Origin of the sequence: Pseudomonas sp. RC2C2, from assembly GCF_018390435.1 — a bacterium.
Lineage (GTDB): Bacteria > Pseudomonadota > Gammaproteobacteria > Pseudomonadales > Pseudomonadaceae > Aquipseudomonas > Aquipseudomonas donghuensis.
Genome location: NZ_JAHBAX010000002.1, coordinates 1,108,129 through 1,123,092 on the forward strand (window position 1 = coordinate 1,108,129; position 14,964 = coordinate 1,123,092).

A 14,964-nucleotide genomic window follows, 5' to 3' on the forward strand; every position below is an offset into this window, starting at 1 on the left:
AGATATCGCCATGAGTTCTCGTACTTTCATCTTGATTGCCTTGTCCGTGATCCTCGGGTTGGGCGCCGCATGGATGGCCAACACCTGGCTCAGTGCCCGGCTCAACGCCAGCCCCGACGATAATCAGCAGAACGTGGTGGTGGCCACCGTGGAAATCGCTTTCGGGCAAATGGTCGAGGCGCAACAGGTGACACTGGTGCGCATGCCCAAGGACACGGTACCCGACGATGCCTTCGATGCCATCGACAAGGTCGTCGGCAAAATCGCCACGTTCTCCATGTTGAACGGCGATATCGTGCGCGGTGCGCGTCTGGCCGCGCACCTGGGCGGGAGCACGCTGGCCTCGCTGATCGAACCCACCAAACGTGCGATTTCGGTACGTGTGGATGATGTGGTGGGGGTGGGCGGGTTCCTCTTGCCGGGTAATCGCGTCGATGTCCTGGCGACCAAGCAGACAGGTAATACCGGTAACGCCGAGTCCCGCACCATTCTGGAGGACTTGCGGGTACTGGCAGTGGACCAGACCGCCAGTACCGACAAGACCCAGCCGGTGGTGGTACGTGCGGTCACCCTGGAAATGACGCCCGACGAAGCGGAACTGCTGGTCAAGGGCATGACGGACGGGAAGCTGCAACTGGCCCTGCGCAATCCACTGGACAACAACAAGCTACCGGTCACCAAACCGGTGGAGCTGGCCCAGGTTGCGCCAGTGCCGCCGGTCAAGCAGATCGTCCAGCGCAAGGGCGGATCTGACGTCAGTGGTATCACGCTGATCCGCGGTATCGAAGTCAAACGCGTGAACACTCTGTAGCTGACAGGCGCAACCGTTGCAGGCATCGCCCGCCAGGTAGCGTCGCCGCTTGGCGGTGGTGGGCGACGGCACCCGGCAGATCAAGGTCGGCAGAACTCTGGAGGGCTTGATGATGAGAGCACGTATCCACCAACCACTCCGTGCGTTTCCAGGGCAACAGCGCGGAACGATTATTGTGCTGGCGGTGATCGCCATGGCCGCCATCCTGGTGATGGGGGCTTTTGCGCTGGACGGCGGGCATATGCTGGTAAACAAGGCGCGGCTGCAAAATGCTGTCGATGCCGCAGCCCTGAGCGGGGCCAAGACGCTCAGCGAGGTATACGGTGCAACCGGCTCGGCCAGCCTTACGCAAGCCGCTGCCCTGGGCACACTGACGCTTAATGCCAACGCCAGTGGCAACAAGGAACTGGCCAGCGCTGTTGGCAATAATGTTTCCGGCTTCGCCACGGTAGAGCTGTCTGCCAGTGTCTATGGGCCTTTTTCCTTTCCGGGCCCGGCCAATGCGAGCTATGTACGGGTTTCGGTGCCCAATTACCCGCTGAGCGGTTTTTTCTGGGGCATATTGAAGGCGATCGGCGATGGCGTTGCCCCGAACAAGGCCGTGGCCGCGGTGGCCACCGCCGGCCCCAGCCCTGCCAGCCCGTGTAATATCACGCCGCTGATGGTGTGTGGCGACCCGAGCAAGAACGACCCCGCTACCGGGATGTTCTGGGGGTTCAAGTTCGGTGATTTGCAAGTGTTGAAAACGGCGGCGAACAACAGTTCGGCAATCGGCCCCGGCAATTTTCAGCTGCTCGACTTCGGCTCGGGCGGCAACACCGTGAGGCAAGGCCTGGCGGGCGGAATCAATCAGTGCAATAGCGTCGGCGACAACGTCCTGACCAAGCCGGGCAACACCGTAGGGCCTGCCTCTCAAGGGCTGAATACGCGCTTCAACGAATACTCAGGTGGCCTCAGTGCTGCGGACTATCCGCCGGACCTGGTGATTGCGGTCAATGCCAAGTCGTTGACGTACACCGGTACACCGGAACAGATCCAGTACAACAACCAGACCGTCACCTCCACCAATGGCAACCTCGTCACCGCCGGTGGTGAAGCCCTGTACGACTACAACGACTGGGCACGGGCCTCTGCCGCGTGTGTTGCCGGCACCGGCGGCGGCTGCCTGGGCAACGGCGCGTTCGAGCGGCGGATCCTGAAAGTGGTGATCGGCGATTGCTCCGGCAAGAACGACGGGGCGTCGTCGATTCCGGTGTTGAGCTTCGGCTGCTATTACGTGATGCAACCGGCCAATCAACAGGGCAACTCGGCGCAGATATTCGGCCAGTTCGTCAAACAGTGCGAGGGCGACAATGTGCCCGGCCCCAATCCTGTCAACGACGCAGGCCCGCAAATCATTCAGCTGTACAAAACCTATATCGATAACAGCCAGACACCGAGTACCGACTCTTAGGAGGCCTTATGGGACACCGTGGACGCAAGCCGCCGCAGGCCCAGCGTGGGCTGGCGATGGTGGAAATGGTGATTACGCTGCCACTGCTGGTACTGCTGCTGTTCACCTTCGGTGAGTTCGGCCGCATGCTGTTCCAGTACAACAGCCTGATGCAAGCCAGTCGGGATGCTGGACGTTTTGTCGCCGGCCAGGCCTGGAATGCAACCTTGGGCAAGGTCGAAGTGAGCGACACGCTTCGCGCCCAGGCCCAGAGCGTTGCGGTGTACGGTGTGCCGGCCAACCCCAATGGCTACCCGGCGGTGGTACCGGGGCTGACCACCGGAAAAGTCTCGGTGACGGTAGTGGGCACTGATCACGTCCAGGTCAGTATCAACTACACCTTCTTGCCGGTGATCGGTAGCGCACTACCTGCGTTCTATGGCCAGAGCGAACCGCTTGGCCTGACGTTGACCTCTACCGTGGTGATGAGGGCCTTATGATGAATCTCAAGCGTATGCGCGGTGTGTATGTCGTCGAGTTCGCGATTACCAGCCTGGTGTTTTTCACCTTGCTGTTCGGCGTGCTGGAAATGGGCCGACTGTATTTCACCGTCAACGCACTGAATGAAAGCGTTCGCCGCGGTGCTCGCCTGGCGGCGGTGTGCGATATCCATGACCCGGTGATTTTGCGTCGGGCCATTTTCAATGCGGCCACTAACAGTGGTACGAGCAGTCTGATCGGCAACCTGGCCACGGCCAACCTGAACCTGGTCTACCTGGACGAGGACGGTGCGGTGGTCGCAAGCCCCGGCGACCTCAGCGGCGCCAGCGGCTTTCGAGCCATTCGCTATATCCAGTTACAACTGAGCAACTTCACCTTCAAGCTGTTGATCCCCGGGTTCGGTGGGGGGTTCACCCTGCCGGTGTACAGGTCGACCGTGCCGCGTGAAAGCCTTGGTCGGCAACCCGAGGCGGGAGTCACCCCGGAGATTACGCCATGCTAAATACCAAAGAAGCTCCCGTCGCCAGCGTGACTGAAAAAGCAGGCATGCGCCTATTGATCAGTGGACGTGACGTGACGGCGTTGAACCATCTGAAAGCGTTGAGCCAGGGTTTGCCCAACCTGAACGTCAACACGCGCCTGGTGAGCAACGGTCACACCGACCCGCTGTATGGGCTGGAGCAAATGCCTGACTTGTTGCTGTTGCGGGTCAGCCACTTGTGGCGCGAGGAGCTGGCGGCCCTGCTGCAGCATCCGCTCAAAGAGCGACCGCCATTGTTGGTCTGCGGCCCGCTGGATGAGCGTGAAGGCATGCGCATGGCGATGCAGGCCGGCGCCCGGGATTTCTTGCCCGAGCCAGTGGCGGCTGACGACCTGCAGGCGGCAATCAACCGCATGTTGCTGGAGGTCCATGCCGAACAGGGCACAGGCGGCAAGCTGGTGGCGGTGATGAATGCCAAGGGCGGATCGGGCGCCACCATGCTGGCCTGTAATCTGGCCCATCAGCTGAGCATCCGCGGTGGCAGAACCCTGCTGCTGGACCTGGATCTGCAGTTCGGCACGGTGGCCCACTGCCTGGATGTACAGCCGACACACAGCCACATGGAAGTGTTGAAACAGGTCGACGAGCTGGACAGCATCGCCTTGCGCGGTTTCTGCAGCCACTTCAGCCCGACCCTGCATGTCCTCAGTGGCCGTACGGGTGAACTGTGCCTGTCGCAGGATGTTCGCCTGGAACAACTGGAAAGCCTGTTGCGGCTGGCGCGCAGTACCTATGACTGGGTGGTGGTGGATTTGCCGCGGCAAATCGACCACCTCACAGGCGTCACGCTGGAGCAGGCGGACCGGATCTACATCGTGATGCAACAGAGTCTCAGCCACCTGAAAGACGGCACGCGCCTGACACGCATCCTGCGCGACGACCTGGGTGTGCAGGGCAATCGCTTGCAGGTGGTGGTCAATCGCTACAACAAAACCTCGCCGGTCAGCCTCAAGGACATTACCGAGGCCCTGCGCTGCACCGACGTGCAGAAGCTCCCCAACGACTATTCGGTGGTCAGTGAAAGCCAGAACAGCGGTGTACCGCTGGAGGTCCACGCGCCGCGTGCAGCCGTGACTTTAGCCATGCGTGAGCTGAACCAGAACCTGATCGGGGTGGTGGCCAGCGAGCGGGGGCTGTTTAAACGTACCTTTAGCCGTTTGTTCGGAGGTTAAGCCATGCTCAGCGACTTTCGTAATCGCCTGCGTCAGCATGCCGGCAAAAATGCTCCGGCAGACGAGCAGAATGTACAGGCCGACAGTGAAAACTGCGTCAGTGTACTCATGGCCTGGGAGGCCGCCATACCGGACGTGCTCTACGAAACCCGGACCAAACTCAATCAGGTGGAGACCGACTGGCGGGAGAAGATCTACCAATTGCTGCTCAAGGTCATGGACCTGTCATTGCTCGATTCCCTGGAGCCTGCCGAAGCGACGCGGCAGATCCGCGAGATCTGTCAGCGCCTGCTCGACGAGCACTCGGCGCCGGTCAGTGCCAGCAGCCGTCAAATGATCATCAAGCAGATCACGGACGAAGTGCTTGGCCTTGGCCCCCTGGAACCGCTGTTGGCCGACCACAGCGTGTCCGACATCCTGGTCAACGGGTTTGACTCGGTGTATGTCGAGCGGTTTGGCAAGTTGCAGAGAACCGATGTGCATTTTCGCGACAATCACCACCTGCTGAACATCATTGACCGTATCGTCTCCAGCCTGGGCCGGCGCATTGATGAGTCGTCACCGCTGGTGGACGCCCGGCTCAAGGACGGTTCCCGGGTCAATGCCATCATCCCGCCGCTCGCCATCGACGGGCCGAGCATGTCGATCCGGCGCTTTGCCGTGGACCTGCTCAACACGGAGAGCCTGGTGAAGATGGGCACCCTGACGCCCTCCATTGCCCTGATGCTCAAGGCAATCGTTCGTGGCCGCATGAATGTGCTGATCTCGGGCGGTACCGGCAGTGGCAAGACCACCATGCTCAACGTGCTGTCCAGCTTCATCCCGCACAACGAGCGGATCGTTACCATCGAAGACTCGGCCGAGTTGCAGTTGCAACAGCCCCATGTGGTACGCCTTGAAACCCGTCCGGCGAATATCGAGGGCAGGGGCGAGGTGAGCCAGCGCGAACTGGTGCGTAACAGCCTGCGTATGCGCCCTGACCGCATCGTGATCGGCGAGGTGCGTGGCGCCGAAGCGCTGGATATGTTGACGGCGATGAACACCGGACACGACGGTTCGCTCACCACCATCCATGCCAACACCGCGCGCGACGCTCTGGGGCGGATCGAGAACATGGTCTCGATGACCGGCGCGACCTTTCCGATCAAGGCCATGCGTCAGCAGATAGCCTCGGCCCTCAGCGTCGTCATCCAGCTGGAGCGTCAGGAGGATGGCACACGGCGCCTGGTCAGCGTCCAGGAGATCAACGGCATGGAGGGCGAGATCATCACCATGACCGAGATTTTCGCCTTCGTGCGCAACGGTATCGGTGAGCACGGTGAAGTCCTCGGCGAATTTCGCCCCACCGGCATGGTGCCGGCGTTTCGCGATGTGCTCGCCAGGCGCGGTATCGAACTGCCGCTCAGCCTGTTTCGGCCTGACTGGATGGAGGGATAAACATGAACCAAATCCCCGGCGAGTTTATTCTGGCGTTCCTCGGCATGGTGTTCACGGCCATGTTTCTGCTCAGCCAGGGCTTGGCGGTTCCGGTGTTTGGCGAGGCCAGCAAGGTGCGCAAGCGTATCCGTAGCCGCCTGAATCTGCTGGAGACCGCCAGTAACCAGGCGAACATGCAGTCGGTGCTGCGCCAGAAATACCTGCGCCGTTTGTCACCGCTGGAAGCCCGTCTGGAGCAGTTGCCGGCGATGGAGTCGCTGGCACAGATGATTGAACAGGCCGGGCATGACTACCGCGCCTACCGGGTACTGTTGCTTGGGCTGGTCCTGGCGGTGGCAACCGGGCTCGTGGTTTGGCTGTTCAGCCAACTCTGGTGGGTGGCTGTCCCTGCGGCCATGCTGGCATTCTGGCTGCCGGTGCTGAAGATATCCCGCGACCGTGGCAAACGCTTCGCCCAGTTCGAGGAAGGCCTGCCCGATGCCCTGGATGCGATGTGCCGGGCGTTGCGTGCCGGTCATCCGTTCAACGAAACCCTGCAGTTGGTGGCCGAGGAGCATAAGGGGCCGGTCGCCCATGAGTTCGGCCTGACGTTCGCCGATATCAACTACGGCAACGATGTGCGTCGGGCCATGCTGGGTCTGCTTGAGCGCATGCCGAGCATGACCGTGATGATGCTGGTGACAACGGTGCTGATCCACCGCGAAACCGGCGGCAACCTGACGGAGGTGCTGGAACGGTTGAGCAGCCTGATTCGTGGGCGCTTTCGCTTTCAACGCAAGATCAAGACATTGTCGGCCGAAGGGCGCATGTCGGGCTGGATACTGGTCTCCGTGCCTTTTGTATTGTCCGCGGCGATTGTGCTGTCGAGCCCGACCTACCTGCCGATGCTGCTCAACGAGCCCCTGGGCCAGAAAATGGTGATCGGGGCATTTGTGGCGATGCTGACCGGGATTTTCTGGATCCGCAAAATCATCCGCATCCAGGTTTGAACATCGCCAGGTGTCGAGGAGGGGGTCATGAACTATCTGCTGAGCTTGATCAACAGTGTGGTGGGCGACGAGCAACTGGCACGCCTGTTGTTCGCGGGGGCCATCGGCCTGAGCGTAGTGCTCGCGGTGGCAACGCTGGTGCTGCTGGTGCAGGGGTTGCAAGACCCGGTACAGCGGCGTCTTTTGCTGATTAAACGCGGTCATGGCGGGGAGAGTTACGGGCAAAGCACGCCCAGCAACCTGCAACTGTTGCTGGAGCAAGTCGGCCAGCGCTTTTCCTCGGTAGAGCAGGGCCAGCCCTCGGCGACCCGAACGCTGCTGACCCATGCCGGCTATCGCTCGCACGCAGCGGTGCAGATGTACTGGGCCATTCGCCTGTTGTCGCCATTGGCCATGGTGGGCCTTGCGGTGCTGGCATTGCCGCTGATTCCAAAACTGTCGCTGCTCGTCGGTATGGTCGTGCTGCTAGTGGCGCTGGGGGTGGGGTGGTTGGCACCGTCCATTTACGTCAACGCGCGCAAACAGGCACGGATGACCCGCTTGCTTGTCGCCTTCCCGGATGCCCTGGACCTGATGGTGGTGTGTGTGGAGTCGGGCCTGGCCTTGCCCCAGGCGATCGAGCGGGTATCCGAGGAAATGGCGGTCAGCCAACCCGATCTGGCCGTGGAACTGGCGCTGGTCAACTCCGAAGTCCGCGCCGGGATCCCCAGTACCGAAGCGCTCAAGCGCCTGGCCGAACGGACTGGCCTGGAAGACATTCGCGGGCTGGTCAGCTTGCTCGCGCAGAGCATCCGCTTTGGTACCAGTGTCGGGGCTACCTTGCGTATCTACGCTGAAGAGTTTCGCGACCGGCGTACCCAGTTGGCGGAAGAGAAAGCGGCTAAGATCGGCACAAAACTGATGTTCCCGCTGATTTTCTGCCTGTGGCCGAGCTTTTTCCTGGTGGCGATCGGCCCAGCAATCATTGGCGTGTTCAAGGTCTTCGGGAAGTTGTAAGCAGAGGCGGGCAAGCTTCAACGACATGGGGCCTCTGCCTCCAGCGGGTTTACCCGCTGGAGGCAGAGGCCCCATTACTATTAAGGGTTACTTCCTCTGTCCGCCGGAGTATTCCTTGTAGAACGGGGGGATGGGATGTTTGTAACTCTCCAGCCAGCGTTGCAGGCTCAGGTCGCGTTCGCTGGCCGCCGCTGTTTGCGGGATAGGCGAAACGGCCTGACCGCGAGACTGCAGCAGTAACCACTGTTCGGTTTCCTGCTGATATTTCGATGAAGGACCGGGTTCGATGGCCTGGGCTGCGAGCGGAACAAGCAACAGTCCCAGGTAGCTGAGTATGTTCTGTTTCATCACTACCTCTGCGTTGTTGGCGGATTGACACCGGACGGCGACGGATCAAGCGCTGTTGCTACCCGATCACTGGGCACTGCTACAGCCTTGGCCGAGCTTTTGAGTTTTTCGGCGCGTACCTGGGCTTCGCTGACTTGTTCGGGGCTCAAGCCCATACGACTGACCAGCTCCGAGGCTTGCTTCCAGTTACCTTGATAAATCAACAAGGTCACCAGGTTGACGGCCGCCAACTGATCGGACTGCTTCAATTCCATGGCGGTGATGAACTCGAAACGTGCCTCTTTGAGCTTGAATTGCTTGAGGTAGACCACGCCCAGGTCGTTGCGAATCTTCTCGTCAGTGGGGGACAGTTGCGCGGCCCGCTGCAAATGCTTTAGCGCCTGCTCGGTATCGGTGTGCGCGGCGGCCAATTGGCCCAGGCCGTGTTCCCCCTCGGCGGCAAGGCAAGTCCCCAGCAAACTGCGATACAGCGGCTCGGCCTCGTTTTGCCCAAGCATGCGGTAGATCTTGGCCTTGCGCAGGCGCACGGCCGCAAGATCAGGCGGCAGGTTCTGCAAATTGGCCAAGCCTGCATGCAACTTGCCGTCACTGATCATGTCATCCGCCATGCTCAGCGACAGCTCCTGATCCGGGCTAGGCTTGGCGCACGAGGCCGAGCCCATGCCCGACCATCGTGCGCCTCCATCGGTGGCGCAGCCGCTGAGCATCACCAGTCCCAACGCCGCAATCATTGTCTTCATGCTGTGCTCCTGCAATGTCCTGGTGCTCATTTCGACAAGCCGCTGAGCTTGTCGAAGTTACCGTCTTCGAGGAAATACATACGGAACCAGTTCGGGTCGTAATTACGCAGTTTTTCGCCCGGCAACGAAGGCAGTCGGGCATTCGCCGCCAACGGTTGTACCAGGCGCGGGGTCACGATCATCAGCAGCTCCTTTTCCTCGCGGCTGATGGTGGAGTCGCGAAAGAACGCCCCAAGAATCGGAACGTCGCCCAGGCCAGGGAACTTGCTCACCGATGAGGTATTGGTCGAACTGATCAAGCCGCTGATCACGAAGCTCTCGCCGTCAGCCAGGGAAATACTGGTGTCAGTGCGGCGCACCCGCAACCCGGGAACGACAAAGTCCTGGATCCTCACGCCATTTTCATAGTCGAGTTCACTGACTTCCGGTGCCACCTTCAAGGCGATTCGATCGCGGCCAATGATGGTTGGCGTCAGGGTCAGGCGAATCCCGAACTCTTTGTACTCAATGGTGACCGTGTCGCTACCACTACTGGGCACCGGGATAGGCACCTCGCCGCCGGCCAGGAAGCTCGCACTCTGACCACTCAACGCCACCAGGCTCGGACGCGCCAGGGTGTAGGCAAAGCCACTGCCTTCGAGCGCGTTGATCAAGCCCAGCACGTTGCCGCCACCGAAGCCGATATTGAAACTGCCATTATCCAGCGGGATACGGGCTGCCGTGTTGCCAAGCTGGCCGGGCGACACGGTGACCAGGGGGACGGTGCCGGGGGAGCCAAACAGAAAACTGCCGCCTTTGCCGAAGATCGACGTGCTGGCCTCTTTCAACTTGGTACGGCTGACTTCGACAAAGCGGATGTCGGTCTGTACCTGGCTGGGCAGCAGTGGGTCTTCCGAGGGCGGCATCACCGTGCTCACCAGCGAACCGGCGCCTTTGCCCTGGACAAACACCATGCTCTGGCGAGGTGAGCTGGAACATGCGGTCCAGACCATCAGGCTGGTAGCGCCGGGGGCAATGCCGGTCACCAGGAAGTCCCTATTGTTATTGAGGTGCACGTCGGCGATTTTCGGATCGCCGACAGCCAATCGAGTGATGGCCACCTCCGAGCCCATCACCGTTTGCATGCCTTCACCGACTTCGAGGACGGCGGGTAGGGGGGCCAATGTTGAACAGTTGCCGGGGGCTGCCAGGGCCATGCTGGCAGGTAATCCAGTGAAAACCAAAGTCCACGCAGCTCGCTTGAGTACTTTCACGTAATCATTGTTCATTCACTGCTTCCTTGTCTGGTTTAGGTCTGCTTGTTACAGATTGCTCACACCTATTGTTCGTCTGGCGATCCCGAGAGGGGATTGCTCTTCTGGTTTGAATAACTGTCGTTGTTAATTGACGTTAGCGCAGAAAGGTCAAAATGCTATGAATTGTAAAAAAACGATTCCCAGTCGGACTACCCTCGACAGCCCCTGAAACCCGCAAACGATCAACCTCGTGGGGAGAGGGACGCCGAATTCACCAATCAGATCGGTAGCGCGCTCCCAGATCATCTCGTTTGCCCTCCCAGGTAGGCTGAAACTCCCATCCGGCCTGGGAGTATCGGCCGATGCGCAATTCCCGACGCGTGTTCACAGTGATGGCATCTAGCAGTAAAGGTCCACGCTCCGGCCTCTGTGGCTGGGCTTGCTCGGGAGAACGCTATGACAATCCGCAAAAAAACCACATCGCCGACGAGCGACCTTACCGATGACGCTGATGCCGGCCTGTTTCCCATCACGATCGCCTCCACCAACCCGACAGACGCCGCCCCCGCCAGCACTGCCATCACCGTGGCCAGCACCCTGAGTGTCGCGGCGACGGGGGTGAACGTTTCGTTGGACGAAACCGCCGGATTGCAGAACAGCACGGCCACCGCAAGCCCTGCGGGAGACGCTGACGACAATGACATTCTGATCTCGGCGCTGCCCTCGGCCTTCGCTACCCGCTTGACAGCGCTGGGGGCCGGTACCGCAACAGGTGCAGCCCTGAGTGGCTATACGGGTGCGGTGGGTAACACCGGCAGCGATGCGTTCACCATCACCGCGGCACCCGGAGCCAGCGTTACCGATGTCAGCTTCACCGACAGCCTGGGCGCACCGCTCAATGGCCTGGACAGCGGACTCGATACCCTCAATGGCACCGATATCCTTCTCTATACCGATACCAACAACAACATCCTGTTGGGACGAGCCGGGGGGCCAGCCGGCGCGATCGTGTTCGCGGCCTACATTCAAGAAAGCGGATCGCCGGTCACCGGCGGCAAGATCTGGACCGTGGAATACCAGCCACTCAAGCATCCGGACGCCAGTAACCCGGACGATGCCCTCAACCTGCTGAACAAGGTGTTCATCGGCACCAGCCAGGACCTGGTATTCAGCCTGGCCAATGCGCCTTCCGGGCAGAACCTGTTCCTGATGTTCACGACGGCGAACCCGACCGTGGTTGACGACGGTGGGGTCTTGCGGATCACTGACCCGACCATTATCGCCACCGGCAAGAACCCCGCCGACCAATCGAGCGGCGCCAATATAACGACGGGCGATACGATCAATACCAGCCAGGCAGGTGGCCCGACCACCTTCGGCACTAACAACCAGATGATTGTTGAACAGGAGGGCATCCGCTTTTCGTTCGTCACCGGTGCCAGGCAGAATGTGACCATTCCCAACCTGGATCAGAACGAAGCAGATGTTGAAGCCAACATCGACTTCACCAATGTCTTCAATACGAGGTCGGCCACGTTCGACGTCGTGCAGTTGCAAAGCGGCAAGAGCGCGGTGGTAAAAATCAGCGCATTCAGCACCGCTGCTGAACCTGGCGCGAATTTCATCAACGGCTATGTGGGTGATGCGTCGGTTGCAATCGGCAATGTTCGCGTCATCAACATCAGCACCGGGCTGGTGATCGAGAACTCGGACGGCTCGGCGAATGATCCGGCCATTGTCATCAGCTTTGCTTCCGGGGTTGCGACCATCACCGGCGTTAAAGCCGGCTACAGGATTGAATACACCACAACGGCAGACCACAACCGCGTGCTCATCGAGAACGGCGCGGCCGTCGACGCCAAGGGCAATAACCACGCCGATTTCGATATCGGTGGCTTCAAGCTGCTCCAAGCCTCGACTACGACCGCCGAAATCGGCTCGAAGATGATCTTCGAGGACGACGGCCCGAGCATTAGCACCACTGGCACCGAGCCAACGCTGACCGTCGATGAAACCGTGCTGGCAACCGACGCCACGCAAAGCTTTGCCGCCAACTTCACCTCGGCGTTTGGCGCCGATGGCGCCGGCACCCTGACCTATGCGCTGGGTGTGGTAGCCGGGGCCTCGGGGCTGACCGACACGGCTACCGGTGAGGCGGTCAACCTGTCGCTCAACGGCACAGTAGTCGAAGGCCGTACGGCGACGACCAATCAACTGGTGTTCACCGTCAGCGTTGCTGCCAACGGTGACGTCACCCTCGACCAGCTTCGCGCCGTAGTGCATTCCGACACCACCAATCCGGATGACTCCACCAGCCTGACCTCGGACAACCTGGTCACCCTGACGGCAACCAAAACCGACGGAGATGGCGACAGCGTCCAGGCCACCCTCAACATCGGGCAAAACCTGGTGTTCAAGGATGACGGGCCAAGCATCAACACCACTGGCACTGAGCCGATACTGACAGTCGATGAAACCGTACTGGCAACCAACGCCACGCAGAACTTTGCTGCCAACTTCAGCTCGACATTTGGCGCCGATGGCGCCGGCACGCTGACCTATGCGCTGGGCGTGGTGGCCGGGGCCTCCGGACTGACCGACACGGCCAGCGGTGAGGCGGTCAACCTGTCGCTCAACGGTGGCGTGGTGGAAGGCCGCACGGCGACGACCAATCAACTGGTGTTCACCGTCAGCGTTGCTGCCAACGGTGACGTCACCCTCGACCAGCTTCGCGCCGTAGTCCATTCCGACACCACCAATCCGGATGATTCCACCAGTTTGACCTCGGACAACCTGGTGACCCTGACGGCAACCAAAGCCGACAGGGACGGTGACAGCGCCCAGGCCACTCTGAACATCGGGCAGAACCTGGTGTTCAAGGATGATGGGCCAAGCATCAACACCACCGGTACGGAGCCGACACTGACAGTGGACGAAACGGTGCTGGCGACCAACGCCACGCAGAACTTCGCCGCCAACTTCACCTCGGCGTTCGGCGCCGATGGCGCTGGCACCCTGACCTATGCGCTGGGCGTGGTAGCGGGGGCCTCCGGGCTGACCGATTCCGCCACCGGTGAGGCGGTCAACCTGTCGCTCAACGGCGGCGTGGTGGAAGGCCGCACGGCGACGACCAATCAACTGGTGCTCACCGTCAGCGTTGCCGCCAACGGTGACGTCACCCTCGACCAGCTCCGCGCCGTGATCCATCCCGACGCGACCAATCCGGATGACTCCACCAGCCTGGCCTCGGACAACCTGGTGACCCTGACGGCGACCAAGACCGACAAGGACGGCGACAGCGCCCAGGCCACCCTCAACATCGGGCAGAACCTGGTGATCAAGGACGACGGCCCGGCACTCGCATTCGGCAACCTGATCGGGACCGGTAGCGTCCTTGCGCAATACGGTTTCTGGAGCAAGTCGGCCGGCGCCGATGGGCTGGGGGCGACGGGCCTGAACATCTCGTTGGTCAATGGCCAGTTCACCCTCGTCAGGCCCGACAACACGACCACGACCGGGACCGGCACGCTCACCGAGCTGGTGCCCTCGCCGGACCTCAATGGTGCGTACCAGTTCGCCGGGACCTTGACCGGTGACTTCGACAACAACGCCGCAACGGCGAACACCACCGTCGACTACACGCTGACCGCCTTTGCCAATGGCAGCTATGCATTGGATCTGGTGCAAGGCTTTGCTTCGACGATCGTGCTCAGCAGTGCCGACGGCGCACTCGCTGCCGGCGGCCCGGACCCGGTGCGCACCTTGTTGATTCCAGAGCCGGATGACCCGGCTATCCCTTCGCCCTCCGAGGAGATTGTGTTCTTTTCCGCCAAGGCGCTTGCGTCTACGGCGGACATCCTGACCGGCATCGGGCTCGGAGAACCCGACCCCACTGAAGCTGCGCTGCAGACCAACCCCTTGCCAGCGTACATAGACCCGGCGTCCATGAACGTCAGCACATCCGGCATCGGCGTCGCCAATAACCTCTTCCAAGGGGACAACCTGGCAGCCATCAGCAACGCCGATGAAAGCTTCGTCATCAACCCGGAGAGCCTGCTGACAGCCATGAAGGTGTTCATCGACAACTCCGTGGGGGGATACAACACGGCGACCGAGGACCTGTACTACAGGATCTACTACGAGGATGGCACATTCTCGAACCTCATCGAGGTCAACACCCTGACGCCGGAGGCCGGTGGGCAGGTATCCTTCCTCATTGAGAAGCAGGGCACGGCGCTGATCGATGCGGTGCAGCTGACGATGGCCAGGGGCGAGATCAAGATCCCGGTGATCCAGTTCATTCAGGAGACCGAGAGCCTGGCCAGCGATATCAAGCTGGCGTTCAACGCGACGCTGACGGACAAGGACGGGGACACAGCGACCAGTGCGTTCGACGCCAACCTGTTCGCCAACGAGGCGGCCAACGCAACGTTCGACTTCATCCTGGTCGGCACGGGCGGTGAGCGGGATGCCTTCAACATCGATCTGTCTGTCGCCGAGAACCTGTACCAGGTCACCGGCTTCGATGTGAGCCTAAGCCTGCGCGACACGCTGGTGCTCAACGGCGACCAGACCGCCGTTGTCCAATCGATCGACAACAGCGGTGCAGACAGCATCGTGACGGTTGCCGAGACGGGTGGACAGACAACGACCATCACCTTGGTCGGAGTCGATCTGCTCAATAGCGACATTGTGTTTGGCGGCGCCTGAGGCAGCGCACGTGTGACAGGCGAGGGTGGTATGGAAACCACCCTCGGTAGCG

General features: G+C 60.9%; 12 protein-coding genes. 9 read left to right on the forward strand and 3 right to left on the reverse strand.

Annotated elements, in window-relative coordinates:
• Positions 1-10 precede the first annotated feature (10 nt).
• The 8 genes from cpaB (at position 11) to KHO53_RS23815 (ending at position 7,879) form a co-directional block, all read left to right on the forward strand.
• Positions 11-811, forward strand: a complete 801-nt coding sequence (cpaB, locus tag KHO53_RS23780) for a Flp pilus assembly protein CpaB (protein ID WP_010226127.1) — start codon at positions 11-13, stop codon at positions 809-811.
• A 109-nt stretch (positions 812-920) separates the two neighbouring features.
• A complete protein-coding gene (locus tag KHO53_RS23785; RefSeq protein WP_081839659.1) occupies positions 921-2,264 on the forward strand; it encodes a TadE/TadG family type IV pilus assembly protein in 1,344 nt (447 codons plus the stop codon).
• Between the two features lie 8 nt (positions 2,265-2,272).
• The gene (locus tag KHO53_RS23790) at positions 2,273-2,743 is read left to right on the forward strand and encodes a TadE/TadG family type IV pilus assembly protein (RefSeq protein ID WP_010226131.1); all 471 of its coding nucleotides are present in this window, start codon (positions 2,273-2,275) and stop codon (positions 2,741-2,743) included.
• Entirely contained in the window at positions 2,743-3,246 is a 504-nt protein-coding gene (locus KHO53_RS23795; RefSeq protein WP_100783273.1) for a TadE/TadG family type IV pilus assembly protein, read from the forward strand. Before KHO53_RS23790 ends, KHO53_RS23795 begins: the two co-directional genes overlap by 1 nt.
• Positions 3,240-4,457: an AAA family ATPase gene (locus KHO53_RS23800; protein WP_213571034.1), complete on the forward strand. Its 1,218-nt coding sequence runs from the start codon at positions 3,240-3,242 to the stop codon at positions 4,455-4,457. The genes KHO53_RS23795 and KHO53_RS23800 overlap by 7 nt, the downstream gene beginning before the upstream one ends.
• Before the next feature lie 3 nt (positions 4,458-4,460).
• A complete protein-coding gene (locus tag KHO53_RS23805) occupies positions 4,461-5,894 on the forward strand; it encodes a TadA family conjugal transfer-associated ATPase (protein ID WP_010226136.1) in 1,434 nt (477 codons plus the stop codon).
• Positions 5,895-5,896: 2 nt separating this feature from the next.
• The gene (locus tag KHO53_RS23810) at positions 5,897-6,883 is read left to right on the forward strand and encodes a type II secretion system F family protein (RefSeq protein WP_213571037.1); all 987 of its coding nucleotides are present in this window, start codon (positions 5,897-5,899) and stop codon (positions 6,881-6,883) included.
• Positions 6,884-6,910: 27 nt separating this feature from the next.
• Positions 6,911-7,879, forward strand: a complete 969-nt coding sequence (locus tag KHO53_RS23815; RefSeq protein ID WP_010226140.1) for a type II secretion system F family protein — start codon at positions 6,911-6,913, stop codon at positions 7,877-7,879.
• 87 nt (positions 7,880-7,966) lie between these two features.
• On the opposite strand, the gene KHO53_RS23820 is transcribed toward KHO53_RS23815, so the two are convergent.
• The 3 genes from KHO53_RS23820 to KHO53_RS23830 are packed head-to-tail and all read right to left on the reverse strand — an operon-like array spanning position 7,967 to position 10,235.
• Positions 7,967-8,227, reverse strand: a complete 261-nt coding sequence (locus KHO53_RS23820) for a DUF3613 domain-containing protein (RefSeq protein WP_159388659.1) — start codon at positions 8,225-8,227, stop codon at positions 7,967-7,969.
• Between the two features lie 2 nt (positions 8,228-8,229).
• Positions 8,230-8,967 carry a tetratricopeptide repeat protein gene (locus KHO53_RS23825; protein WP_010227155.1) on the reverse strand — a complete coding sequence of 246 codons (738 nt, stop codon included), beginning with the start codon at positions 8,965-8,967 and terminating at the stop codon, positions 8,230-8,232.
• Positions 8,968-8,993: 26 nt separating this feature from the next.
• Positions 8,994-10,235 (reverse strand): type II and III secretion system protein family protein, encoded by a 1,242-nt coding sequence (locus tag KHO53_RS23830; protein ID WP_100783234.1) that lies wholly within the window; start codon positions 10,233-10,235, stop codon positions 8,994-8,996.
• A 423-nt stretch (positions 10,236-10,658) separates the two neighbouring features.
• Here KHO53_RS23830 and KHO53_RS25735 point away from each other — a divergent pair, with 423 nt between their 5' ends.
• Positions 10,659-14,912: a DUF5801 repeats-in-toxin domain-containing protein gene (locus KHO53_RS25735; RefSeq protein ID WP_249684651.1), complete on the forward strand. Its 4,254-nt coding sequence runs from the start codon at positions 10,659-10,661 to the stop codon at positions 14,910-14,912.
• The last annotated feature ends 52 nt before the right edge of the window (positions 14,913-14,964 follow it).